Below are 24,059 nucleotides of genomic sequence, written 5' to 3'. Positions count from 1 at the left end.
CTTTTTTACGAGTGTTTAAATCATCGGAAATTCCGTTCACAAAAAAAGCCCGGCGAAACCGGGCGTCTTAAAACTAATTCATCTGCACATTTGAAATCTGTACATCCGTATATCAATTACTTAGTATTATCAGCGTTAAATAATTTTGACTTATCTACTTTCTGAACAGCTTGCCCATCGCTAAGCGTTTTTGAAATAGCCGAATATGGAGCTGATACAACTTCTTCGCCACCCTTAAGGCCGGACAAGACCTGGATGTAACTATCGTTCTGGATACCCGTAGTTACCTGTACCTGTTTAAGCTTACCTGCGTTTAGTACAAATACGTATTCTTTGGCTACCGGACTGATTTGTGGTTTACTCTTATCTTCATCAGCTTTAGGCGGACCGTTATTTTCTTTCTTTTCCTCGCGGGTGGTTACCGATTGGATTGGTACCGACAGAGCCTTGGCCGAATTGGTGCTGATATCAACAGTGGCTGTTAACCCCGGACGGAAAGGTGATGGATTATCGGCTGTTTTCTTTAACAGGGCGGCATATGAATCGGCATTGATCCTTACCTTTACAGTAAAGTTTGTTACCTGGTCGGCAGATGTACCTACCACGTTTGCCGAGCTGCCTATTTCAGTTACCACACCGGTAAATTTCTTGCCTAAAAACGCGTCTACTTCAATTTTTGATGAATCGCCAAGGGAGATACGGTTGATGTCGTTTTCATTCACGTCAACATTCACGTCCATTTTGCTCAGATCAGATATAGTCATGATCTCAGTACCGGCAAATTGCTGGGTACCCAAAACACGCTCACCTTTTTCAACAGATAGCTTTGAAACCACCCCATCAACCGGCGAATAGATAGTTGTTTTCGCCAGGTTATCCTGTGCTTCCTTAACTGATGCCTGTGATTGTGCCAGGCCATATTGCGAGCCTACCACATTTTGTTTGGCAGCTTCAAGCGATGCTTTAGCGCCTTCATATGCAGCTTTGGCATTTTCAAATTCCGAAACCGTTAACACTTTTTTATCATAAAGCTCTTTACTGCGCTTGTAAATACCGGCCTGGTTAGCATAAGTAGCTTCGGCTTGTTTAAGCATCTGGCTTGAATTACCTACGCTTGCTTTTTGGGTATTGTATGACGCGATAGCCCGGTCATAACCCGACTTTAAAATGTCGGGCCTGATCTTACAAAGCAATTGGCCTTTTTTAACCACATCACCCTCTTTTATTGGCAGCTCAACCACCTCACCCGATACTTCGGGGCTTATCTTAACCTCAACATGTGGTTTGATCTTTCCGCTGGCCGATACGGTTTCATTTATTTCGCGTGTTTCGGCCTTTTCGGTAGCTATCTGGGTTAGCGCGGGCTTGCCTATCAGGCCCGTTACCTTAGCAATAATCAGCAGGACAATCAGTGCGCCAAGACCTATCAGAATATATTTAGTAGTTTTTCCCATGACGGTGAATTTGGATATTTTACGGTTAAGATTTTATTAAAGTGTTATAGGGTTGCCTAAATAATAGTCGATTACTTTGCTCCTGAAAATCACCTGGTATTGTGCCTCAATCATATCAAACTGCGATTTGTTGAGATTGGTCAGCGATGTATTATAATCAAGCGAGTTAACCAAACCTACTGTATAGCGTTGCTGTATAATATTAAACGCATCTTTATTGGCATTGTAGGTCTGTGTCGCCGATGCATAACGCTTATCGGCGGCCTGTAAATCCCATACTGCCTGGTAAATGATTTTGCTCAGGTTATTACGCGCCAGTTGCGCAGTTACTTCGGCATTTTGGTTTTGCAGTTTCGCTTTCCGTACCGCAGTGCGCGAAAGGAACCTGTTGAATATCGGAATCTGCAAGCTTACCCCTACCGACTGGTTAAAGTTGTCACCCAGTTGCCTGAAAAAGGGGTTGCTCTTGAAGCCTACTTTGTAATTAGGCACCACAACCGCCTGCTGCGAGTTTTGAACAAAGCCAACGGTATCAAATTTACCGGTTGGTGTAGCGCCAAAAGGCGTATTCTTGGCATCAGAAAAATAAGAGCCGGCAGCACCAAACAAAACCACCGACGGATAATAATTTCCTCTCGCTATTTTAACACCCTGCGCAGCGGCTTTTTGACGCTGTTCGGCTAATAAAACATCAGGGTTTACCGCAAGAGCTGTTTTTACTACCTCCTGGGCATCGTACACCGTTTTTACATTATTTAACTTACTGATGTCGGGCCTTTCAACTCTAATATCAGTGCCGGGATCCATCTCCATATATTGCTTTAAAGTCAGGAGCGATTGCTCCAACTGATTTTCAGCATTGGTGTAATTCAGATCGTTGGTTGAGAGCTGCGCTTTTGCCTGCGACAGATCGGCAAGGGTTTGATTACCCACGTCAAAACTTTTCTGAGCGCGATCTAAAGCTATTTTAGATACATCAATTTGCTGCTGGGCCGCTTTTACCAGATCCTGATTGGTTAATACCAGCAGATAAGTTGTAACTACGTTCAATATCAGGTCATTTTTTACTTTGGCAACATTAGTTTTATCGGCATCAAGCAAAATCTTATTCTGGATTACCGTATTCCGCAATTGTCCGCCCTGAAAGAGGGTAACTTGTGAGGTGAAGTTACCGCTTACCGCCAAAATACGCTGGTTGCTGAACTGGTTGGTTGAAGGGTCGATATTACGGCCAAAGTTGAATGAGCCCTGTGGGCTTACGGCTAAATTTGGCAGTTGATTATATTTCGACTGTTTAAGATCTTCGTTGGTGATGGCAGATGTGAACTCGGCTTGTTTAATAGTAAGGTTACGTTCAAGGGCCAGGTCTACTGCCTTTTGCAAGCCTATTACTTCCTGCGCGCCGGCATTAAAGCTGCATACCGAAAATATAATTGTGCAAATGAGCGTTGCTTTAACTGATAGTAATAATTTTAGTTTCATAAGGTTTTTCTATACAATGGTAAGCAACTGTTCATTACATTGCAGTGTTTATTTTTGTTAAATGTTGTTAATAGGGATAAAACACAAACTACCTCATCTGTATGTACCTGGTTAAAACTCCCTGGCCGCTAAAAAAGCTTTATCCCCAACTTACCTGGGATATAAAATCAACTGACCGTTGCATTTATCTCACTTTTGACGACGGCCCTATACCAATTGTTACACCGGCTGTATTAAATATTTTAAAACAATACAATGCCAAAGCCACCTTTTTTTGCATTGGCGACAATGTACGCAAGCACCCCGATATTTTTGAACAGGTAAAAGCCGGCGGCCATGCCATAGGCAATCATACTTTCAACCATCTCAAAGGGTGGGAAACCGATACCCAAACCTATCTTGATAATTTTTTACAGGCCGATAAATTGCTGGATACGCCATTGTTTCGTCCCCCGTATGGGCGGATAAAAAGGGCGCAGATCCGGGCGCTGAGAACCATAAAGCCTGAGTTGAATATTTTTATGTGGGATGTGCTCAGCGGCGATTTTGATGCGGCCCTTAAACCTGAAGATTGCCTAAAAGGAGTGCTTAAATATACCGAAGCAGGATCGATGGTAGTATTTCATGACAGCATCAAAGCTTTTGATCGATTGGAATATGTACTGCCGCGAGCTTTGGAGGTTTGGAGTAAGGAAGGGTATAGTTTTAAGGGGTTACAGTAAGCAGCTGGCAGTACTCTGTTGGCGACTGTAAGTTGTTAAACATTCCCATTTATTAAATACTGCTTACTGCACAATGAAAACTGCCAACTGAAAACCGCCAACCGGAAACTGCCTACTTTTTATACCTTTGCACCCATGAGCAACGAACTCACCGACAAGGCATTTTGGGCCGGTTACTGGGAATCAAAAAAAGACCTGGCTTTTAATGTGCCGGCTAATTATACTTTTCATAAGCTGCTAAAAAAGACTATCGATACCAATAAACCTGCGTCGGCTATTGAGCTTGGAGGTTTTCCGGGTTATTTTGCCATTTTTTTAAAGAAGTATTTCGGGTTAAAAACTACGCTGTTCGATTTTTATGTGCACCCAAAAGTTTTGAAGGAAGTACTGGATGCCAATCAGCTTAATGATCGGGACATCGTGGTTATTGAGGGTGACCTGTTCAAATATCAACCTGAAACCGAATATGACCTGGTACTTTCATGCGGATTGATTGAACATTTTAACGACACGAAAGGCATTATTGAAAAACACCTCTCTTTCCTTAAACCGGGAGGCACACTGTTTATTACCCTGCCTAACTTTACCGGTGTTAACGGATGGGTACAACGCAACTATGACCTTAATAATTACGAAAAACACAACATCAATAGTATGAACCCTCCATTATTGGCCAGCTATTGCAAGGAATTGGGCTTAAAAAATGTTGAGGCATATTATTACGGCAAATTTTCGGTTTGGCTGGAAGATAAGGCTAACAAGCCTGCCATAGCTAAAGCCATCACCAAGCTGGTTTGGGTAGCAGGCAAGGTTTTTACCAAAATCATACCGGTAGAATCCAAGCTATTATCTCCTTATATTGTGGTTACAGCCACTAAATAATGCTTATTCCTTCGCTTTAAGGAAACTATATTTTGCCAGCTTATGATATAAATATCCGCGCCTTTTCATTGCTTCCGAAAGCGTTTTGTCATCGGCCGGTCCACCGGTTAACTTAGTAACTCCAATTCTTTGGGAGCCATATATACCCGTATGCCCGCTAAAAAGATAGGCTGTGAAACAGGCCACGGCAAACAACAGGGCATGTTCGCCGCCAAATAACTCTATCCCCATAAAAGTACAGGCCAGCGGCGTATTAGTTGCGCCTGCAAAAACCGCTATAAAACCTAAAGCGGCAAATAAACTAACCGGCGCATCAAGTAAGCCGGATAGCGTATTGCCTAAAGTAGCGCCAATATAAAACAGCGGTGTTACCTCGCCGCCTTTAAAACCAGTACCTAAGGTTACGGTAGTGTAAATGGTTTTCCAGAGCCAGCTCCAGGTATCGGCACCGCCGGCATGAAAAGCCGAAGGGATTGTAACAGCGCCAACATGTTCGGCATCTACCCCTAAACTCAGGTAATCGGGTTTGCCATTAACAAAAGTAAGCGCGATAATGATCAGCCCGCCAATAAACGGGATCAACCAGGGTGTTTTAATGTATTGGGTAAAAAAACTTTTGATGCCATGTACCATTTTGGCAAAAAGGTAACTGACCAGCCCGAAAGCGATAGAAGCTACTATAGTTTTGAAGATCATTAACAGGTCGGTTGAAACATAGCCTGAAAACCAATGCGGGATAACGGGGATAATATCAATATGATAAGGCGTATGATGAACACCCCAGGCGGCCACCGTAATATCGCCGGCAATGCCCGCAATAAGACAGGGCAGCAGCGCATTATATTGCACCCGGCCTATAGTCAGCACCTCCATTGCAAAAACAGCACCTGTTAACGGCGTACCAAATACCGCACCGAAACCTGCCGCTATGCCCGCGGTAAGTACTGTTTGGGTATCAGCATCATTTAGTTTAAGCCATTTGCCTATCATTTGTGCTAAGCTGCCGCCCATTTGTACTGCCGTACCCTCGCGCCCGGCCGAGCCGCCAAACAAATGAGTGATAATAGTAGTAATCAGCACCAGTGGGGCCATACGCTTAGGGACCCCGCCACCGGGGTTATGGATTTCATCAATAATTAAATTATTCCCCTTTTCGGCCGGACCACCAAAAAATTTATAAATGAAAAATATCGCGATACCTGCCAATGGCAGCAAAAACAACAGCCAGTTATGTGCAAACCTAAAATAGATAGCCCAACTCAACAACCACAAGAATAAAGCAACCGCGCTGCCAATAACAACAGCTATGGGGATGATAATGACCGTCCACCGGAGGGCGTTTTTAAGAATTTCGAAATGTTGCGAAGAAAAAAGTTGGTTTTGATTTTGCATGTTGCTGATATTTATGTACCCACAAAAAATTAGCACAGGATAAAAGCCTGTGAGTTAATTGTCTGTAGGCGCCATCAGCTTTTTAGGGCGGTTAAGTAGGAAGACACCATTTCCTTTTGTGACGCTAATATAGGTTTCTTTTGTTCTAAAACAAAAGTTTTAAAAGCTCCGGATGTGCGATTCCCCTCTTGAGAGGGGTGTAGGGGTGTGTTTCTGCTTTAGTAAGGCAATCGTACAAACACACCCCTACTAATGCTCCTTCCCACCGCGCCCCCTCTCGAGAGGGGATCTAAAATCTACAAAATAAAATAGCCTTACTTAGCACGTATGCATGAGTAAGGCTATTTTCCCTTGTCTTTTGAACAGACCGGCTCAAGTTATCTACTTAAGCAACGCTTAGTGTTTCCACATCCTTAAGTGCCAGAAGCATTAATTTACCCTGGTATTCCACCCAGATGTCGGCGAAACTATTCTCATCGTACCCCATAAATTTTAATGGATGACCAATGTGCAGGTTTTTCCATTTCTTTCCGATGTACTTAAGGAGTTGTCCGCTTTTTAGTGTGTGCTTTGCCATAAGTTTTAACTTTTAGGAGTGAAAAACTAAATTAATTAACGAAACCGATAAAATTTAACTTTTAAAGAATATTTTTTGAATTGTATCAGGTTTATTACAACTGTTGGTTAAACAGCTTAGCTTTATTTTGCTCAATTACCTCAAGGTAAAAGTTTTCATATTTGGGCAAAATGGTAGATAATTCAAACTCTTTGGCGTGTGCCAGTGCATTTTCTTTAAATTTAGCTAAACGTTCTTCATCCTCCAAAATAAATATTGCTTTTTCTGCCATACCTTCTACATCTCCTGGCTCTTTCAAAAAGCCTGTTACGCCATCAATATTTAATTCGGGCAAACCACCGGCATTACTGCTGATCACCGGCACTTTACAAGCCATAGCTTCAAGCGCTGCTAAACCAAAACTTTCTGATTGCGATGGCATCAGGAACAAATCGGATACTGAAAGGATCTCTTCAACAGCATCCTGTTTACCTAAAAAGCGCACGTTATCGGTAACGCCCAAATCGCGGCAAAGCTGCTCACACATGGAACGTTCGGGGCCGTCGCCTACCATCAATAGTTTCGACGGGATCTTTTTAATCACTTTAGCAAAAATCTTCACTACATCTTCGGTACGTTTAACCTTACGGAAGTTGGAGGTATGCACCAGGATCTTTTCGCCCGAAGGAGCAATCGCTTTCTTAAAATGATCTTTAGGTTTAAGGCTAAACCTGCTAAGGTCAATAAAGTTAGGGATCACGAGGATATCCTTCTTAATATCAAAAAACTTATAGGTGTCCTCTTTAAGGTTTTGCGATACGGCTGTTACACCATCACTTTGGTTGATGGAAAAAGTAACAACGGGTTTAAAGGTGCGGTCTTTACCAACCAACGTAATATCTGTACCGTGCAGTGTAGTTACCACAGGGATATAAATACCATAGGTCATTAATATTTGCTTGGCCATAAACGCGGCCGAAGCATGGGGTATAGCATAATGCACATGCAGTACATCCAATTGTTCATGACGTACCACATCAACCAGCCTGCTTGCCAGGGCCAGCTCGTAGGGCGGAAAATCGAACAGCGGATAGTTGGAAACCGAAACTTCGTGATAAAACAGGTTTTCGGAAAAGAGATCCAACCGCGCCGGCTGGTTATAGGTCACAAAATGAACCTGGTGACCACGGTCTGCAAGGGCTTTACCAAGTTCAGTGGCAACAACCCCGCTTCCGCCAAAGGTTGGGTAACAAACAATTCCGATCTTCATTAATATGTTTTAATTGGTGCAAGTTTAACTGCAATTTACATCAAATGTGTTAAGCTTGTGTAAAATGATGGATGGATGATAATTACTGCATATTTATTTTGCCGGCGTTGCCAACCATATCTGTTACCGAGTGTTTAAACATACATTAGATCGATAATAAACAACTGATTATCAGCATGAGCAATCATATAAATTTAGCAATAAACGGAATACAACATATCGGCGTGCCGGTAACCAATATTGAAGCATCACAACAATTTTACGCCAGACTGGGCTTTAACAATGTAATGCAAGCCCCTTTTACCGATAACAGCGGTACCGGCACCTGCGTTATGATGCAGCGCGGCAATATGATCATGGAGCTTTACCAATTGCCTGAAGCTTCGCTGGCCGGGATCCGTTCAAGATCAAACGGGCACATTGATCATATAGCCTTTGATGTTGATGATATCAACCTCGCCTTTAAAACTATTAAAGAGGGCGGCTTTAACGTGCTTGAACCAGAGCCCGTGTTTTTACAATTCTGGAAAAATGGCTGCAAATATTTCAACATCACCGGGCCGGATGGCGAGCGGCTGGAGTTTAACCAGGTGCTTTGATTTGGGAATTCGGATCTTCGATTTCGGTTTAGTTGTACAGATAAAACAGGTGGTAAGAAATGACAGCAAGTCGATTGGTAAGCCGCCTTGCAAATGGGATACTGAAACAAATATGACTATCCGTTTAGTTATTCAACCATAATTCTTTCTAAGGCTATCTAAACATAATCCACAATTTATTGTCGATATTTATACTATGCTTAAAGCACTTTGTCTCCATATCGCGTTGATCATTTTTACAGCGAGTACATTGCTTGCCCAGCAGCCTGCGTTTAAAGGCGGACAGCAGGCGTTTAATGATTTTCTGAAGACAAAGATCATTTATCCTGAATATTCGCGGCAAAATTGTATTTCGGGAACCATCAATGTTTCGTTTATGGTTGATAAAGATGGTATGGTACATGATGCTAAAGTACAGGATGGCCCCGGTATCGACCTTGACGATGAAGCTTTGAGGGTTATTAAACTTACATCGGGCCAGTGGGTGGTTCCGGCGGGGTATAATCTTAAAACCAATATCGTTCAACCCATCCGTTTTGACCCTGATCCCGCACGTTGCGGGCCTACCAGCATCCGCGACATGCAAAGCGCCATTGCCAGCTATAAAGCTCAGCAGGAACTGGAAAACGCAGTGACCAATTACTACAGCAATAAATACAAAGGCAAGGCCGATACCACCAAAGAGGCTATCATTATTAACCTCAAAAAACAACTTGGCTACGATGATGATTTTATTAATGATGTACTAAGCCAGGCCGGCGAAAAATTTAAACAAGGCGACAAAGAAGGTGCCTGCCATGACTGGAATTTTATCCGCAACATAGGCAGCGATAAAGCCGATAATTTTATAAAGAAGTATTGCGCCCCCTAACCCCCTAAAGGGGAATATACAATCTACAATCAAATTCCCTACCTTGCTCTTGTTATGAAAACCGAACCTGAACTTCGCAAAAAAATAAAAACCTGGGTCATTGTATTTATCATCGGTCTGGTACTAAGTGGTGTAACCGCCTTCCCTATCGAAACTGAACTTGCCTGGCTTGCTAATCATGCCTCTGTATTTCCAGGATTTATGCAGGACTGGCTAACCAATGTTTATCTCGCTGTAAAAACAACCAATCAAAACTATCCTTACCTGGCTTATGGTACCGACTGGCTGGCTTTCGGTCACCTGGTTATTGCTATGGCATTTGTTGGTCCGCTGAAAGATCCGGTTAAAAACATTTGGATAATTGAGTTTGGCATGATTGCCTGTGTAATGGTGTTCCCGCTGGCCTTTATTGCCGGCCCAATCCGCGGTATCCCCGTTTATTGGCGGTTCATTGACTGCTGCTTCGGTATTTTTGGGATCATCCCTTTGTATATCGTTTACCGGGATATTAAAAAGTTGGAAAAGATGAGCAATCAGAACATTGCTCGTTTACATTAAAAAAAACAAATATTATCCCGTCGATTCAATTTTTGGCTCATCGGCTATTCCACTTTTATTCTTTAAAAATGTCCTCCTCTGCTTATATGTTAAAACATTTGTACAAAATGTATGAACATATCATTTTTCATGCTATATTGCCCTCGTTAAATCAATTTGAGTACATAAATATGTATTTGCAAATTGTGCTATAAATTATATAACTTTAATTTCTGTTTAACCAATTTTAAACCCATGTACCGGAAGTTGTATTATGTGTGGCTTACAATAGCCATCTGCATGCTGTACACGCTTTATTCCTGCCATTCATCAGGCGGGATAGCCGAAGAACAGGTGCCCGATACCATCAGCTACAACTTTAATATCCGCCCAATACTTTCAGACAAGTGCTATAAATGCCACGGCCCCGATGCGTCCCATCGCGAAGCCGACCTTAGGCTCGATCTTCCGGAGAGCGCCTACAAGGCATTAAAAGATAACCCATCATCGCACGCGCTTGTCCCCGGAGATCCCATGCAATCGGAGGTTTATCGCCGAATCTCTACCAAAGACACCACCGAGCAGATGCCGCCGGCGTCATCCAATTTAAAGAGGTTATCGCCCTATGAAGTCGAACTCATTCACAAGTGGATAAAACAGGGCGCCAAATATGAAAAGCACTGGGCTTTTGTCGCTCCGCGAAATTACCCGGTTCCGCAGGTAAAAAACACGGCATGGCCTAAAAATGCTATCGATAATTTCGTACTGCAAAAAATGGAGCAGGCCAGCCTGGAGCCTAATCCCGAAGCGGATAAAGAACGCCTGCTGAAACGCATTTCACTCGATTTGACCGGTCTGCCGCCATCCCTTGCTTTAATGGATGAGTTTTTAGCCGATAAAAGCGCCAATGCTTACGAAAAAATGGTGGACAAGCTGATGGCAACTCCGCAATACGGCGAAAAAATGGCGTTGCACTGGCTGGATGTTGCCCGCTATGCCGACTCGCACGGTTATCAGGATGATAATTACCGCACCCAATGGCCATGGCGCGACTGGGTGATCCATGCCTATAACGAAAACCTGCCTTATGATAAATTCATTACCTGGCAGCTGGCGGGCGATCAACTACCCAACGCCACTAAGGAACAGTTGCTGGCAACAGGCTTTAACCGCAACCATAAAATAACCGAAGAAGGTGGCGTAATTGACGAGGAATACCGGGTAAGCTATGTAACCGACCGTACCAACACATTCGGCAAAGCCATGTTGGGCGTTACATTGGAATGTGCCCATTGCCATGACCATAAATACGATCCTTTTTCGCAAAAAGAGTACTACCAGGTTTATGCCTTTTTTAACAATGTGAAGGAAGTGGGCTTGCAATCAACCGTTGGTGGGCCCGAAACCTACGCTAAAAACCCGATGATGCAGATCAGCAACGACGATGTTAAAAAGATCCTGACTTTTGTGAACAAGCGCGATACCGATAAGCTCATCGTATCCATCATGACGGATAGTGACAAAGTGCGGCCAACCTACATCCTCAAACGAGGGAACTATGATGCCCATGGCGATGAGGTGCAGGCCGGCACGCCGAAATCCATTTTGCCATTTACCAATAACTACCCTAAAAACCGTTTAGGCTTGGCCGAATGGCTATTCAACAAAAATAACCCGCTTACCGCACGTGTATTTGTAAACCAAATGTGGCAGGAGTTTTTCGGCAAGGGCATCGTAAAAAGCTCCGGCGACTTCGGTATGCAGGGCGATCTGCCATCGCACCCCGAACTGCTGGACTGGCTCGCTGTTGATTTTCGCGATCATGGCTGGAATATTAAACGGCTGGTAAAGCAGATGGTAATGTCGGCCACTTACCGGCAATCGGCAGCGGCCACACCCGAAAAACTAAAGGAAGATCCGGATAATACGTTATTAGCCCGGGGCCCAAGGGGCCGTTTACCTGCGGAATTTGTCCGTGACCTGGTGTTGGCCAGCAGCGGGCTGCTTAATCCAACCATCGGCGGTCCGAGTGTTAACCCTTACCAGCCGCCGGGCCTTTGGGAAAATGCCACCTCGGGCAGGGGGATTTTGGCGAATTACAAACAGGTGCATGGGCCAAACCTGTACCGCAGGGGAATGTATACCCTAATTAAACGTACCGTTCCGCCAGCATCCTTAGGTATTTTTGATGCCAGCAACCGCGACCAGTGCGAAGTAAAACGCCTGCGTACCAATACCCCATTGCAGGCACTGGTAATGCTCAATGACCCAACCGTATTGGAAAGCGCGAGGGTTTTAGCTGCAAAGCTTTTGCATGATAAAAGCACGCCGACAGCAAAGATCACCAAAGCGTTCCGCTTGATCCTCTGCCGCCATCCGCAGGAAAAAGAACTGGCTATTTTAACTTCATACTATACAGATGAACTAAAAACCATGAAAAAGGCCGATGCCGAAAAATTGCTAACCGTGGGCGAATACCCGGTACCGGCCAATCTGGATAAAATAACACTGGCAGCTATGATGAAAGTGGTTGATACCATGTATAATCTGGAAGAAGCCATAACAAAAACCTGAGCACATGGAAAAAGATTTTTTAGAAAACAGGCTTAACATCAACCGGCGCAGGTTTCTATCCAGGCTCAGTTTGGGTATTGGCAGCGTAGCATTGGGTTCATTGCTCATTCCTGATCTGTTTAGCGGCAAGGGAGATGAAGCCGAAGCTGATTTTATTCCTGGCATTCCCAATTTTGCGCCTAAAGCCAAACGGGTGATCTACCTGTTTCAGGATGGGGCACCTTCGCAACTGGAATCATTTGATTACAAGCCAAAACTTCGCGAAATGATGGGGCAGGAATTACCTGCATCTGTTCGTGGCAATCAGATCCTGACAGGCATGACTGCTAAGCAGGCTTCGTTCCCGCTGGTAGGTTCATTTTATGATTTTAAGCAATATGGCGAGTCTCGAGCCTGGATCAGCGATATGTTCCCGCACATAGGCAAAATTGCCGATGACATCTGCATTATTAAATCGCTTAACACCGATGCCATCAATCATGATCCGGCACTTACCTTTTTCCAAACCGGGGCACAGCAGGGCAACCGGCCAAGCATGGGCTCGTGGGTAAGCTATGGCCTCGGCAGCGAGAATAAAAATCTGCCGGCTTTCACCGTATTGCTCTCTAAAGGCAAGGGAAACGGGCAGGGTGTTTACTCCAAACTATGGAGTAACGGTTTCTTAGATTCCATTCACCAGGGTGTACAGTTCAGCAGCGGCGAAGACCCAATCCTGTACCTGAATGATCCTGAAGGACTGAACCGTCACGAACGCCGCAAAATGCTGGATAAACTGGCCGAGCTCAATGACATGAATTATAAGGAGTTCGGTGATCCGGAAATAAACACCAAAGTACAGCAATATGAAATGGCGTACCGCATGCAAACCGCGGTACCTGAAATTATGGATGTAGGCAAGGAGTCGGACGACATTGTGAAAATGTATGGCCCAGAATGCTTAATCCCTGGTACCTATGCAGCTAACTGCCTGCTGGCCCGTAAGCTATCAGAAAACGGCGTGCGCTTTGTGCAGCTCTACCACCAGGGCTGGGACCAGCACAGCAACCTGCCACAGGAAATGGCAGGGCAGGCCAAAGATGTCGACCAGGCATCGGCAGCGCTGGTTACCGATTTGAAACAACGCGGCCTGCTGGATGAAACACTGGTGATCTGGGGCGGTGAGTTCGGACGAACCAATTACAGCCAGGGTAAGTTGGAGAAAGCTAATTATGGGCGCGATCATCATCCCCGCTGTTTTAGCATCTGGATGGCCGGAGGCGGTATCAAACCCGGCATAGTTTACGGCGAAACAGATGAGTTTGGCTACAACATCGTAAAAGATCCGGTGCACGTGCATGATTTCCATGCCACCATTTTAAATCAATTAGGTATCGACCATAAAAAACTAACTTATAAAAGCCAAGGCAGGAGATATAGACTGACGGATGTAGCGGGGAATGTGGTGAAGGGGATAATAGCGTAGCCCCCTCTAAACCCTCCCCATTCAACTATGTCATTGCGAGGTACGAAGCAATCGCACGGAGGCCGAGGCACTATGCAAGTCCGCCCTGTAAAGTTCGCGATTGCTTCGTTCCTCGCAATGACGGGATGAACAAGAATTCAAAAAATCGGTGTAATCAAAAGAAATAATCAGCGAAATCAACGCAATCATAAAAATCAACGGTATGGAAAGAAGAGAATTTATCAAGCACACTTCAGTTTTATCAGCAGGCTTTTTTATAGCTAAAGACATGTTAGCAAAAGATAACGGGCCAATTTACGGCCACGGAAATATGCGCTATCGCATGGATAAAAACTGGAGCAAGGCCGATTCGCAGAAGAACCCGGTGAATGATTGCCATGAGATGGTACAGGATTCAAAAGGCCGCATTTTACTGCTCACTAACGAGACTAAGAACAATGTACTCATTTATAATAAATCGGGCAAGCTGCTAAGTACCTGGGGGCATGATTTTCCCGGCGCACATGGCCTCACCCTGTTTAATGAAAACGGCACCGAAGTACTGTTCATAACCGATACCGTAAAACACCAGGTTTATAAAACCACGCTTGATGGCCGTATATTAATGACCATTAATGTGCCGCTCGAAACCGGCGTTTACAAAAAGGCCGAAGAGTTTATCCCTACAGAAACCACTATTGACAGCAATGGCGACATTTTTATTGCCGATGGCTATGGGGCCCAATACGTTACCCATTATGATAAGGATGGCAAGCTAAAAGGCTTCTTCGGCGGTAAGGGCGAAGGCGACGAACATTTAGATAATGCGCACGGTATCGTGATTGACAGGCGATATGATACACCGACATTACTGGTCACCGATCGTACCCGTAACTGCTTTAAGCGCTTCAGCATGGATGGCAAACTACAGGAAGTGATCAAGCTTCCGGGAGCCTGCGTTTGCCGCCCGGTAATTAAGGGCGATCATTTGTATGCTGCCGTACTTCGCTCGCCCGACCTGAGCAAGGAGAATACCGGCTTTACTACCATATTAGATAAAAACAACAAAGTAGTATCCAACCTTGGCGGTACCGAACCAGTGTATACCGACGGCGTACTGCAACCAATGGCCCAGGCCGAAAAGATTTTCCTGAACCCACATGATGTTTGTGTGGATAACGACGAGAATTTGTACGTAGCCCAATGGGCATCAGGCAAAGTATATCCTTATAAATTCACAAGGGTTTAATTAATACACATATAGCCCGGCGTATATGAAAAGCAGCCACAAAGGTTTTGCGGAAGGGACATTATTTGCCCTTAATATTTTTATTGTAGTGCTGCTTATAGCCGGCGATAGCCTGGTTGTGCCCCGCTGGCTGCAACCGGTTGGCCGTATGCACCCGCTCATTCTGCATTTCCCCATCGTGATACTGATGCTGGCCATGGTGATGGAGTTTTTCCGTTATCGGGCCGAGTTTATTAACGAAAAACTGTATCAAACCTTTACAAGTTACCTGCTGCTGCTGGGTGCATTACTGTCATCAATAACGGTGATCATGGGCTTGTTCCTTTCAAGGGAGTCGGGCTATGAAGGCGATACTTTACAATGGCATAAATGGTTTGGAGTAAGCGTGGCCTTTGCCGGGTATGGAGTGTACCTCATCCGCCATACCTCAAAATATACCATAAAGCTCGCTAAAGCCGGAGCTATAATAACCGTTTTCTGTTTAATTGTTGCCGGGCACCTTGGCGGCAACCTTACCCATGGCAATGATTTTGTTTTGGGCCCGGTAATGGATAAGAGCAAAAACGTGGTACCGATAGACCAGGCCCTGGTTTATAACGATGTGATCCGCCCGATATTTGAGGTTAAATGCCAAAGCTGCCATAATATCGATAAAAAGAAAGGTGGCCTGATGCTTACCGATTCGGCAGCGATAATGAAAGGCGGCAAAACCGGCAAGCTATTCATAGCCGGCGACCCGGCCATGAGCCTGCTGCTGCAACGTGTGCACCTGCCCGAAACCGAAAAGAAACACATGCCGCCTACCGGCAAAACGCAGCTTACCGATGATGAAAAAATGCTGCTTTACCTGTGGGTAAAAAGCAAGGCACGCTTCGGCAAAAAAGTGATCGACCTGCCAGCTAACGATTCATTACGGATGATAGCCGCCACCCACTTAAAACCCGCAGAAAGCGAAGAAGAGGTTTATGACTTTTCGGCAGCTAACGAAAAGGAAATTCAAAAGCTGAACAACAACTACCGGGTGGTTTATCCGCTGGCCAGCGAGTCGCCGGCGCTGGCGGTTAATATTTACAATAAAAGCACCTATAATGTAAAAGTGCTGGAGGAGTTAAGTTCTATAAAAAAACAGGTGGTATCGCTCGATCTGAACAAGATGCCCGTAAAGGATACCGACCTGAAAACGATTGCCAAATTTGAAAACCTTCGCAGGCTAAACCTTAACTTCAGTGATGTTACGGGCAAAGGCTTAAAGGAATTAGCAGGTTTAAAATACCTCAAAAGTATTTCACTAACGGGTGTTAAACTTAATATAGCCGATGTAAAACAGCTCGTCGCTATAAAAAGCCTCAATGAACTGGCGGTATGGAATAGCGGCCTGAACCCGGCCGATCTGCAATCGCTTCAAAAACAAAACCCCAAACTGAGCCTGTTAACCGGCTTTAAGGATGATGGTAAGGCGCTTAAGCTCACCAGTCCGCAGTTAAAAAATACGGCAGTTATATTTAAGCAGAGTTATGCTTTACTACTTAGCAACCCTATAAAAGGTGCGGATATTCGGTACACTACTGATGGTTCGGTGCCTGATAGTATCAAGGCTGCATCTTACAAACCGGGAATTATACTTACCCGAAGTACTGCGATCAGGACAAGGGCGTTTAAAGCGGGATGGATTGGCAGCGATACCGTGCAATTCAATGTTTATAAATGTGCCTATACGCCCGATAGCATCAGCTTTGTCAAATATCCTGACGACAAATACAAAGGCGATGGCGCTAAAACAATTATCGATAAAGAATTAGGCGGCGACAATTTTGGCAACGGAAAATGGGTTGCATCGCAAAAGGATCTGACGGTGATCATGTGGTTTAATAAACCAATTGATCTGCATTCGGTTGGTCTCAATGTAATGCGCAATACAGGTTCCCAGATCTTTTTGCCCGCCGGGGTTGAGGTTTGGGGAGGCACCGATCAAAACCATCTCAAGCTATTAAGCACACTTAAAACAGGGGTACCAAAAAAGTCTGATCCGTTTGCTTTGATTCCATTGGAATGTAAGTTAAAATCCGAACAAAAGATATCCTGCATCAAACTGGTTGCCCAACCGCTTAAAAGCGTGCCGGCATGGCATCCGGCCAAAGGCAAACCGGGCTGGGTGTTTTTGGATGAGGTGTTTTTGAATTGATGCTTAACAACTAATAGCATCTTGCGCTCCCCTGCTATTCTTTAACCTACCATCCCGACAAAAGAAACCCTGGAGCATGCAAACTATCTTAAACTCTTTATCTTAGAAACTGTTTATTTTTGACAAATATCGTTTACCGGTAGATAAAACTTCATTGCCGTTGGTTTTAACCAACGGAATAAAGCATTCACAACAAGAGGGCTTCAGCCCAAATCCGCTTGCATAATTAGGCTAAAGCCAGGAGTTTTCGGCTCTTAATCCGTTGGTTAAAACCAACGGCAATTAATATTCTTCATTCTTAAACAGCTTCTTAGAAAAGAAAAACGGAAGCATCGGCCCGGAGCCAGATTATTGTCTTGCAAAAAGACTCAAAAAAGTAGTTAAGCCCACTTTTTCTATCATTCGCCAATCTGCATAATATTTCATTAATTTGCTTAGCCGATTAAAACCAGGCAGCGATATTTCTATTATTTATTGATGGATAAAAAATTAAACAAGATCACAGTTGTTGGCGGGGGGAGCTGGGCTACGGCTAATATTAAAATGCTTATCGATAACACCACCCCAAAAGAAATTTTTTGGTGGATGCGTAACGCCGAAGCTGTGGAACATTTGAAAAAGTTTGCGCGTAATCCGCATTACCTGAGTTCGGTGGAGATCAAACTTCCCGAACAAAATATATCTACCGATCTGAAACCGCTTATCGCAGCTGCTGACATTGTGTTGCTTAATGTACCGGCTGCTTTTTTGAAAGATGCGCTAAAAGATATAACTGCTGCCGATCTGAAAGGTAAAAAGATAGTATCGGCTATAAAAGGTATCGTGCCCGATGAAAATTTGATAATTGCCGAGTTTCTTCATCAAAAATACGATATATCGTTTGATGATTTTATGGTGATCAGCGGTCCGTGCCATGCTGAGGAAGTAGCGCTCGAAAAATTATCATATCTAACTATAGCTTCCGGAGATACAAGACTTGCCTCGCGGTTTGCGGGAATGATCAATACCCGGTATATCAAAACAAACATTTCTGATGATATCTATGGTACAGAATACGGGGCTGTTTTAAAGAATGTATATGCCATTGCCAGTGGTATTTGCCACGGTGTGGGCTATGGAGATAATTTCCAGGCGGTGCTGATATCAAACGCCATTCGCGAATTGGAACGTTTTGTGGCCGCTGTACATCCTATCGACAGGGATATTAAAGAATCCGCTTACCTGGGCGATCTGCTGGTTACTGCTTATTCGCAATTTAGCCGTAACCGCACCTTTGGTAACATGATAGGCAAGGGATATACAGTAACATCGGCCCAACTGGAAATGAACATGATTGCCGAGGGGTACTATGCAGTAAATTGCCTACATGAAGTTAATAAGCAATACGGTGTAAGCATCCCTATTTGCGAGGCGGTTTACGCTATTTTATATCAAAAGCGCTCACCTGTGATAGAAATGAGAAATTTGGCCGAAAAATTGAGTTGATTTTATTAAAAAACTTAATTACCGTCAATATGAAAAATCTGTTTAAAATAGCCCTGTTTGCTGCCGGTACATTTATGGTTAGCCCGGGCTTTACTCAAACGCATAAGGATTCAACCCTCGGTGGTAAGATCAGCAAAACCACAAAAAAAATAGGCCATAAAACATCCGAAGTTGCGGCCAAAGGCGCAGCTACAGTAGCTGATAAGAAATATGCCGGCAAGGTTGGCCCTAATGGCGAAACCATTTACATTGATAAATATTCGCATTATTTTTATGTGAATAAAAAAGGTCACCGGGTTTATCTGAAAAAATCTGAACTGATAGATAAACCTACCCAATAATTAAATTCAACAAAGGCGTAAGCCGTTCTAAAAAAATCCTGATCCGTCATGAAAAAGTTTGCTCCCATATTTGCTGCAGTTGCAGGCATGTTATTGATATACGCTTGTTCTCAGCCGCCGGCTGCCAATAAAAAGCTGGAAGGTAACTGGAAATCAAAAGATGGTGCTACCAAGCTTTCGATAACGGATAAAGATTTTATTATGGACGACGGGCAGGCCAGCAAAGAGGATTATTTTGTAAAAAATGATACCATTTATACCTCATACCAGGGAAGCAGGCCTTATACTAAGTTTTTTATTAAGGAACTTACCGACAGTAAGCTAACGCTTTGTTATCCTGATTCGGACATTGTTGAATTTAGCCGTTAATGTAGGCTGAAAGCTGAATGCTTAAAGCTCATAAGTTTTATGGATAGGTTGTGAAGTTTGCTTATGACCAGAAAAGGCGGGCTTATATATAAAACAAAAGCCTTTGTTCCCGTATGCAGCGGTAAAAAGGCTTTGTTAACAAAACTAAACTAAAACTAATGCTTCTTACTAAAGGAAGCTCATGAAAACCACCCTTTGGGCCTCAAGTCTGGAGTCATGAGTTCTAAGTCTTAAATCGATAAAACGACTTCAAATAAGACTTAGAACTTTCGACTTTAAACTTGCGACTTCAATCGGTGGTTTTTTTATGATGGATAATTAAAATCTCCTTCTGCGCTCAGGGCGATCTTCACGGGGTTTGCCTGAAAAGTCGCGGAAACCACCGCCATTGCTGTGCTCGCGCCTTTCGTTGCCACGGTAACCACCGCTTTCACGACGCTCGCCACCACGGTAACCACCTTCACGGCGATCTCCGCCACGGTATCCGCCTTCACGACGATCACCACCGCGGTATCCGCCTTCACGGCGTTCGCCGCCGCTACGGTTATCGCTGGTGCCCTCGCCAGAGATCTCGATCCTTACGGGGCGACCTTTATATTCGGCTTCTTTAAAGCTGGCCATCACTTTATCAACATCTTCGTTTTGTACTTCAAAGAAAGAGTACACACCTTTAACATCGATTTTACCCACGGTACGGCCGCTTATTTTGGTAGTGTTACAGATGTAACCTAACAAATCGCCGCGGTTAAATTCATCAACCGAACCTAAGTTTATAAATAAACGGGTAAAGTTGCCACGTACACCATTGCCGCGTTCGCCGCGATCTTCGAACCTGTTACGGCCTTCTTCAACGCTGGCATTCAGGTCAGGAGCGTTTTTGTAATAATCAAGGAAACGGTTAAATTCAATTGAAGCAAATCGTTTGATGAAATCTTCCTTGGTGAAATCTTTAAACTCGTCATAAATGCGTGGCAGGTATTGCTCAATCTGCTCTTCGTTAACAGTTACGTTATGTACTTTGTGAACGATAGAGAATAATTGTTTTTCGCAAACATCAAAACCTGTAGGGATCTCAGCTTTCACGAATTTTTTACCAATAACACGCTCAATCTGGCGAATTTTGCCTAATTCTTTGGCGTTAACGATAGAGATTGATACACCGGTTTTACCTGCACGGGCTGTACGGCCGCTACGGTGAGTGTAGTTTTCAATCTCGTCGGGTAATGAATAGTTAATAACGTGAGTTACGTCGTTAACGTCGATACCACGTGCGGCAACGTCAGTAGCAATTAATAATTGCAGGCTGCGCTCACGGTAGCGTTTCATCACTTTATCGCGTTGTTGCTGTGAAAGGTCACCGTGCAATGAATCGGCATTGTAGCCGTCTTTGATCAGCGATTCAGCAATTTCCTGGGTTTCAATTTTGGTACGGCAAAATACGATACCAAAAATATCAGGATTAAAGTCAACAATACGTTTAAACGCGGCATACTTGTCACGGGCACGTACTATATAGTACTCATGCTCGATATTGGCATTGCCGGTGTTTTTTGCGCCCATGGTAAGCTCGAAAGGATCGGTCATGTATTTTTTCGCGATCCGCCTTACTTCGGCAGGCATAGTGGCCGAGAATAGCCAGGTTTTTTTCTCTTCGGGTGTGGTAGATAAGATACTATCAATGTCTTCCTGAAAGCCCATATTGAGCATTTCATCAGCCTCATCCAATACTACATACTTCACAGCCGAAAAATCAATAGCCTTACGGTTAATGATATCAAGCATACGCCCTGGTGTAGCAACTACGATCTGTACGCCGCGTTTAATCTGGCGTAACTGGTCCATAATGCTTGCTCCGCCATAAACAGCAACAACGTGTACGTTGCTCATTTTTTTGGAGTAGTTCTTAATGTCGTTCGCGATTTGTAAACAAAGTTCGCGCGTTGGGCATAAAACAAGTGCCTGTGGATGATTTTCTTCGAAATCAAGCAGTTCCAATAATGGTAGGCCAAAGGCAGCAGTTTTTCCGGTCCCGGTTTGGGCTAATCCGACAAAATCGTTGCTGCCTGTTAACAATACCGGGATTGACTGCTCCTGGATTGGTGTAGGATTCTCAAATCCTAACTCAGAGATGGCATTAACAATATCATGACGGATTCCCAGTTCAATAAATGGGTTGTTCATGAATTTAAATAACGAATTTGACAACATCGTCAAATCGGGCGCAAAGATAGTGTTAATGTTTTATAATTCCAATAGGTGGGTTGAGATAAAATGAAGTTTGGTAGTATTATTGAGAATAAGCTACTAATTGACTGAAAAAAAACCAGTTAATTAATAATTTCATAACAAGGATTACTTTTTTCTCCGGTTTTTAAAGCCCGATTTTCAGATAACAAGGGGCTTTATTAAGCATGAAAATCATAATCTATTACCTGGTTTTTACAAAGGGATTGCAAACAATGAACTTAGGTTAGTCATAAGTTTTAAATATAGAAAAGGAAACCAGACTTATAACTGCCGACTTAGTACTGTCGACTTAGTACTGTCGACTTAACACTAACCCGGGTTTACCTCAACCTGTCGGCCGATTTTACCAGCTTCTCATCTTTTTTTATGCTTTTTTGTGCGAAGATGATCAGTATAATGCTTAGTGAAGTAAGGAACAGGCCAATGCCCATCGTGCGTGTATCAAGGGTAATGCTGCCTGCTGCGCCTTTAACAGTTTGTGCCATCCAGAAACTGTAGCCAATAAGTACCAGTATAGCACTGTAGCAGAAGGCTATTTGCTGTTTTCGGTTTTTATATAGAAAAATGATGACCAGGGGAATGAGGGCAACAATAGCTGTTATAGCGGTGAGTGCCACAAATGTTTGGGTATGTTGCTGTACGCCGTTCACATCCTGGTAAATACCGGTAACCATAATGCTTGAGGGTTTATCATTAACATAGACGTTGTGGGCAAGCGGAAAAAAGAAAAGGGCGAACAGCACAAGGCTGGCGAACAAAAGGTAAATGCTTTGGATGCGTTGCAGCATGATATTAAAAATTATAAAGGCAAATATAAATGTTTTGCTTATTGGAGAAGCACTAATTTAATAGCGATATCGCTTGCTTTGAATGATAATTATTTAATGTATATTTATTTGTATTTAAACAATTGTCAAATGCCCCGCATTAGTGAACAAAACCCCGAAGATGTTAAATTTGAGAACGTCCATTTAAAAAGGATTTTCCTTGAGCACCTGAACAGTATTTATTTTGGTAAAAAACATCTGATTGATTTTTTTGAAGAGATAAAAGAGCTTGCATCCTTAGCTTATTTGAAGGAGGCCGTACAGGAATGTCATGAAGCTACCCAAAAGCAGCTTACCCATCTCGATTCTATTTACAGCGCCATTAATGAAACGCCATCAAAAACGACGGTACTTGGCATAAAAGCCATGACGCTTGAAGCTTATATATCGGCAATTAAAACCGGGAAAACCGCCATGGAGCGTGATGTGTTCATTGTATTTTATGTGCAGATCATCGAAGGTATTGAAATAACCTATTTTGATGTTTTGCGTAACCTGGCAAAAACCATTGGCTATAGCAATACCTTTATCAATAAGCCTTTTAATCTGGCTGTTAAAAATAAACTGGCGTTTGAGGCTATCTATAAGGCCTATATAACCGAACCCGCATAATACTATGACCAAATTATGAACCCGGCATAGGCGGCAGATTGTTAACTTTGCCTCGTGAGCAACAACCAGCGTTATTTTATTGAACTGGCCTACAATGGCACTGCCTATCACGGCTGGCAAATACAGCAAAATGCCGTAAGTGTACAGGAATTGCTGAACAAGGCACTAAGCACAATTTTACGGCAGCCCATAGAAACAACCGGCTGCGGCCGCACAGATACGGGCGTGCACGCCAAAGAATTCTTCGCGCATTTTGATGTTGAGGGTAATAGTTCATCGTTCATAGAACATGGCAAAGTTGACGGCCATGAACCATCAACTATTAACCATGAACAGGTGGTGAGGGGCCTCAACGCCCTGCTTCCACCTGATATCGCTATAAAAAATATTATCCCGGTACATGCCGATGCACATGCCCGTTTTGATGCCACATCGCGCTCGTATCAGTATCATGTTCACTTTAATAAAGACCCTTTTTTGCAAGGGGCTTCCTGGCAATTGCGCGATATGCCTGATATTAATTTGATGAACCAAGCCGCGGCCATTATGATGGAGTACATTGATTTTAGCTGTTTCAGTAAATCAAACACCCAGGTAAAAACCAATAACTGCAAAATCACCCGTGCCGAATGGGTGAAAACCGAAAACGGCATTGTTTTCCATATCACTGCCGACAGGTTTTTGCGCAACATGGTGCGGGCCATTGTAGGTACCTTGATGATGATTGGCCGGGAAGAAATGCAACCGGAAGGTATCCGTGAAATTATTGAAAGTAAAAACCGCTCCAATGCCGGCACCAGCGTACCGGCTTGCGGGTTGTATTTGACGGAAGTTAAATATCCTTACCAACTGGTCGCTCCATTAGCCCCCTAGCCCCCTGAAGGGGGAACAATGGTGGATAATGTGGATGAGATTTGACGATAGATAATTATACTTTAACTTTGATATAGTGGCTAAAGAAGAAAAA

General features: G+C 43.7%; 21 protein-coding genes and 1 riboswitch. Of the genes, 14 read left to right on the top strand and 7 right to left on the bottom strand.

Annotation, left to right across the window (positions count from 1 at the left end; translation table 11 throughout):
• Nucleotides 1–116 precede the first annotated feature (116 nt).
• The gene (locus ACP26M_RS24075) at nt 117–1,454 is read right to left on the bottom strand and encodes an efflux RND transporter periplasmic adaptor subunit (RefSeq protein ID WP_426583918.1); all 1,338 of its coding nucleotides are present in this window, start codon (nt 1,452–1,454) and stop codon (nt 117–119) included.
• 36 nt (nt 1,455–1,490) lie between these two features.
• Entirely contained in the window at nt 1,491–2,936 is a 1,446-nt protein-coding gene (locus ACP26M_RS24070) for a TolC family protein (protein WP_426583916.1), read from the bottom strand.
• A 101-nt stretch (nt 2,937–3,037) separates the two neighbouring features.
• On the opposite strand from ACP26M_RS24070, the gene ACP26M_RS24065 reads away from it, so the two are divergent.
• Both ACP26M_RS24065 and ACP26M_RS24060 read left to right on the top strand, forming a co-directional pair.
• Nucleotides 3,038–3,658: a polysaccharide deacetylase family protein gene (locus ACP26M_RS24065; protein WP_426583914.1), complete on the top strand. Its 621-nt coding sequence runs from the start codon at nt 3,038–3,040 to the stop codon at nt 3,656–3,658.
• A 135-nt stretch (nt 3,659–3,793) separates the two neighbouring features.
• Nucleotides 3,794–4,540, top strand: a complete 747-nt coding sequence (locus ACP26M_RS24060) for a class I SAM-dependent methyltransferase (RefSeq protein ID WP_426583912.1) — start codon at nt 3,794–3,796, stop codon at nt 4,538–4,540.
• A 3-nt stretch (nt 4,541–4,543) separates the two neighbouring features.
• Here the strand turns inward: ACP26M_RS24060 and ACP26M_RS24055 are convergent, their stop codons facing one another.
• The 3 genes from ACP26M_RS24055 to bshA all read right to left on the bottom strand — a co-directional run bounded on the left by ACP26M_RS24055 (nt 4,544) and on the right by bshA (nt 7,758).
• Nucleotides 4,544–5,932 (bottom strand): voltage-gated chloride channel family protein, encoded by a 1,389-nt coding sequence (locus ACP26M_RS24055; protein WP_426583910.1) that lies wholly within the window; start codon nt 5,930–5,932, stop codon nt 4,544–4,546.
• A 58-nt stretch (nt 5,933–5,990) separates the two neighbouring features.
• A riboswitch (Fluoride riboswitch) is annotated at nt 5,991–6,055 on the bottom strand.
• Nucleotides 6,056–6,317: 262 nt separating this feature from the next.
• Complete coding sequence (locus ACP26M_RS24050; RefSeq protein WP_090530691.1) at nt 6,318–6,509, bottom strand: hypothetical protein; 192 nt, start codon at nt 6,507–6,509, stop codon at nt 6,318–6,320.
• 94 nt (nt 6,510–6,603) lie between these two features.
• Complete coding sequence (gene bshA / locus ACP26M_RS24045; RefSeq protein ID WP_090530693.1) at nt 6,604–7,758, bottom strand: N-acetyl-alpha-D-glucosaminyl L-malate synthase BshA; 1,155 nt, start codon at nt 7,756–7,758, stop codon at nt 6,604–6,606.
• 176 nt (nt 7,759–7,934) lie between these two features.
• On the opposite strand from bshA, the gene ACP26M_RS24040 reads away from it, so the two are divergent.
• The 10 genes from ACP26M_RS24040 to ACP26M_RS23995 all read left to right on the top strand — a co-directional run bounded on the left by ACP26M_RS24040 (nt 7,935) and on the right by ACP26M_RS23995 (nt 19,406).
• The gene (locus ACP26M_RS24040; protein ID WP_426583907.1) at nt 7,935–8,357 is read left to right on the top strand and encodes a VOC family protein; all 423 of its coding nucleotides are present in this window, start codon (nt 7,935–7,937) and stop codon (nt 8,355–8,357) included.
• A 196-nt stretch (nt 8,358–8,553) separates the two neighbouring features.
• Nucleotides 8,554–9,228 (top strand): energy transducer TonB, encoded by a 675-nt coding sequence (locus ACP26M_RS24035; RefSeq protein WP_426583905.1) that lies wholly within the window; start codon nt 8,554–8,556, stop codon nt 9,226–9,228.
• Between the two features lie 54 nt (nt 9,229–9,282).
• The gene (locus ACP26M_RS24030) at nt 9,283–9,786 is read left to right on the top strand and encodes a hypothetical protein (protein ID WP_426583903.1); all 504 of its coding nucleotides are present in this window, start codon (nt 9,283–9,285) and stop codon (nt 9,784–9,786) included.
• 234 nt (nt 9,787–10,020) lie between these two features.
• Nucleotides 10,021–12,339 (top strand): PSD1 and planctomycete cytochrome C domain-containing protein, encoded by a 2,319-nt coding sequence (locus ACP26M_RS24025; protein ID WP_426583902.1) that lies wholly within the window; start codon nt 10,021–10,023, stop codon nt 12,337–12,339.
• Nucleotides 12,340–12,343: 4 nt separating this feature from the next.
• Nucleotides 12,344–13,801, top strand: coding sequence for a DUF1501 domain-containing protein (locus ACP26M_RS24020; protein ID WP_426583900.1), 1,458 nt, complete (start codon nt 12,344–12,346; stop codon nt 13,799–13,801).
• Between the two features lie 202 nt (nt 13,802–14,003).
• Nucleotides 14,004–15,029 (top strand): hypothetical protein, encoded by a 1,026-nt coding sequence (locus tag ACP26M_RS24015; RefSeq protein ID WP_426583898.1) that lies wholly within the window; start codon nt 14,004–14,006, stop codon nt 15,027–15,029.
• A 25-nt stretch (nt 15,030–15,054) separates the two neighbouring features.
• Entirely contained in the window at nt 15,055–17,211 is a 2,157-nt protein-coding gene (locus ACP26M_RS24010; protein ID WP_426583896.1) for a DUF2231 domain-containing protein, read from the top strand.
• Between the two features lie 477 nt (nt 17,212–17,688).
• A complete protein-coding gene (locus ACP26M_RS24005; RefSeq protein ID WP_426583894.1) occupies nt 17,689–18,696 on the top strand; it encodes an NAD(P)H-dependent glycerol-3-phosphate dehydrogenase in 1,008 nt (335 codons plus the stop codon).
• Between the two features lie 29 nt (nt 18,697–18,725).
• Entirely contained in the window at nt 18,726–19,037 is a 312-nt protein-coding gene (locus ACP26M_RS24000; protein ID WP_426583892.1) for a hypothetical protein, read from the top strand.
• Nucleotides 19,038–19,085: 48 nt separating this feature from the next.
• Nucleotides 19,086–19,406, top strand: a complete 321-nt coding sequence (locus ACP26M_RS23995) for a hypothetical protein (RefSeq protein WP_090530718.1) — start codon at nt 19,086–19,088, stop codon at nt 19,404–19,406.
• 318 nt (nt 19,407–19,724) lie between these two features.
• Here ACP26M_RS23995 and ACP26M_RS23990 read toward each other — a convergent pair whose 3' ends face one another.
• Both ACP26M_RS23990 and ACP26M_RS23985 read right to left on the bottom strand, forming a co-directional pair.
• Entirely contained in the window at nt 19,725–21,587 is a 1,863-nt protein-coding gene (locus ACP26M_RS23990; RefSeq protein WP_426583890.1) for a DEAD/DEAH box helicase, read from the bottom strand.
• 386 nt (nt 21,588–21,973) lie between these two features.
• Nucleotides 21,974–22,441 carry a DUF4293 domain-containing protein gene (locus ACP26M_RS23985; protein ID WP_112657069.1) on the bottom strand — a complete coding sequence of 156 codons (468 nt, stop codon included), beginning with the start codon at nt 22,439–22,441 and terminating at the stop codon, nt 21,974–21,976.
• 129 nt (nt 22,442–22,570) lie between these two features.
• On the opposite strand from ACP26M_RS23985, the gene ACP26M_RS23980 reads away from it, so the two are divergent.
• Both ACP26M_RS23980 and truA read left to right on the top strand, forming a co-directional pair.
• A complete protein-coding gene (locus ACP26M_RS23980; RefSeq protein WP_426583887.1) occupies nt 22,571–23,092 on the top strand; it encodes a DUF892 family protein in 522 nt (173 codons plus the stop codon).
• A gap of 54 nt (nt 23,093–23,146) precedes the next feature.
• Nucleotides 23,147–23,965, top strand: coding sequence for a tRNA pseudouridine(38-40) synthase TruA (truA, locus tag ACP26M_RS23975; RefSeq protein ID WP_426583885.1), 819 nt, complete (start codon nt 23,147–23,149; stop codon nt 23,963–23,965).
• Nucleotides 23,966–24,059 lie beyond the last annotated feature (94 nt).

This window comes from Mucilaginibacter sp. R-33 (assembly GCF_049949235.1).
Lineage (GTDB): Bacteria > Bacteroidota > Bacteroidia > Sphingobacteriales > Sphingobacteriaceae > Mucilaginibacter.
The sequence above is the reverse complement of the archived record's forward strand: the minus strand, read 5'-3'. Positions and strand labels throughout refer to the sequence as shown.

Bases quoted from the DNA above. Each gene is read 5' to 3' on its own strand.
- ACP26M_RS24030 (WP_426583903.1), top strand. From the start codon at position 9,283: ATGAAAACCGAACCTGAACTTCGCAAAAAAATAAAAACCTGGGTCATT.
- ACP26M_RS23980 (WP_426583887.1), top strand. From the start codon at position 22,571: ATGCCCCGCATTAGTGAACAAAACCCCGAAGATGTTAAATTTGAGAAC.
- ACP26M_RS24040 (WP_426583907.1), top strand. From the start codon at position 7,935: ATGAGCAATCATATAAATTTAGCAATAAACGGAATACAACATATCGGC.
- ACP26M_RS24070 (WP_426583916.1), bottom strand. From the start codon at position 2,936: ATGAAACTAAAATTATTACTATCAGTTAAAGCAACGCTCATTTGCACA.
- ACP26M_RS23985 (WP_112657069.1), bottom strand. From the start codon at position 22,441: ATGCTGCAACGCATCCAAAGCATTTACCTTTTGTTCGCCAGCCTTGTG.
- ACP26M_RS24000 (WP_426583892.1), top strand. From the start codon at position 18,726: ATGAAAAATCTGTTTAAAATAGCCCTGTTTGCTGCCGGTACATTTATG.
- ACP26M_RS24015 (WP_426583898.1), top strand. From the start codon at position 14,004: ATGGAAAGAAGAGAATTTATCAAGCACACTTCAGTTTTATCAGCAGGC.
- ACP26M_RS24060 (WP_426583912.1), top strand. From the start codon at position 3,794: ATGAGCAACGAACTCACCGACAAGGCATTTTGGGCCGGTTACTGGGAA.
- ACP26M_RS23990 (WP_426583890.1), bottom strand. From the start codon at position 21,587: ATGAACAACCCATTTATTGAACTGGGAATCCGTCATGATATTGTTAAT.
- ACP26M_RS24005 (WP_426583894.1), top strand. From the start codon at position 17,689: ATGGATAAAAAATTAAACAAGATCACAGTTGTTGGCGGGGGGAGCTGG.
- ACP26M_RS24020 (WP_426583900.1), top strand. From the start codon at position 12,344: ATGGAAAAAGATTTTTTAGAAAACAGGCTTAACATCAACCGGCGCAGG.
- ACP26M_RS24010 (WP_426583896.1), top strand. From the start codon at position 15,055: ATGAAAAGCAGCCACAAAGGTTTTGCGGAAGGGACATTATTTGCCCTT.
- ACP26M_RS24075 (WP_426583918.1), bottom strand. From the start codon at position 1,454: ATGGGAAAAACTACTAAATATATTCTGATAGGTCTTGGCGCACTGATT.
- ACP26M_RS23995 (WP_090530718.1), top strand. From the start codon at position 19,086: ATGAAAAAGTTTGCTCCCATATTTGCTGCAGTTGCAGGCATGTTATTG.
- ACP26M_RS24055 (WP_426583910.1), bottom strand. From the start codon at position 5,932: ATGCAAAATCAAAACCAACTTTTTTCTTCGCAACATTTCGAAATTCTT.
- ACP26M_RS24065 (WP_426583914.1), top strand. From the start codon at position 3,038: ATGTACCTGGTTAAAACTCCCTGGCCGCTAAAAAAGCTTTATCCCCAA.
- bshA (WP_090530693.1), bottom strand. From the start codon at position 7,758: ATGAAGATCGGAATTGTTTGTTACCCAACCTTTGGCGGAAGCGGGGTT.
- ACP26M_RS24035 (WP_426583905.1), top strand. From the start codon at position 8,554: ATGCTTAAAGCACTTTGTCTCCATATCGCGTTGATCATTTTTACAGCG.
- ACP26M_RS24025 (WP_426583902.1), top strand. From the start codon at position 10,021: ATGTACCGGAAGTTGTATTATGTGTGGCTTACAATAGCCATCTGCATG.
- ACP26M_RS24050 (WP_090530691.1), bottom strand. From the start codon at position 6,509: ATGGCAAAGCACACACTAAAAAGCGGACAACTCCTTAAGTACATCGGA.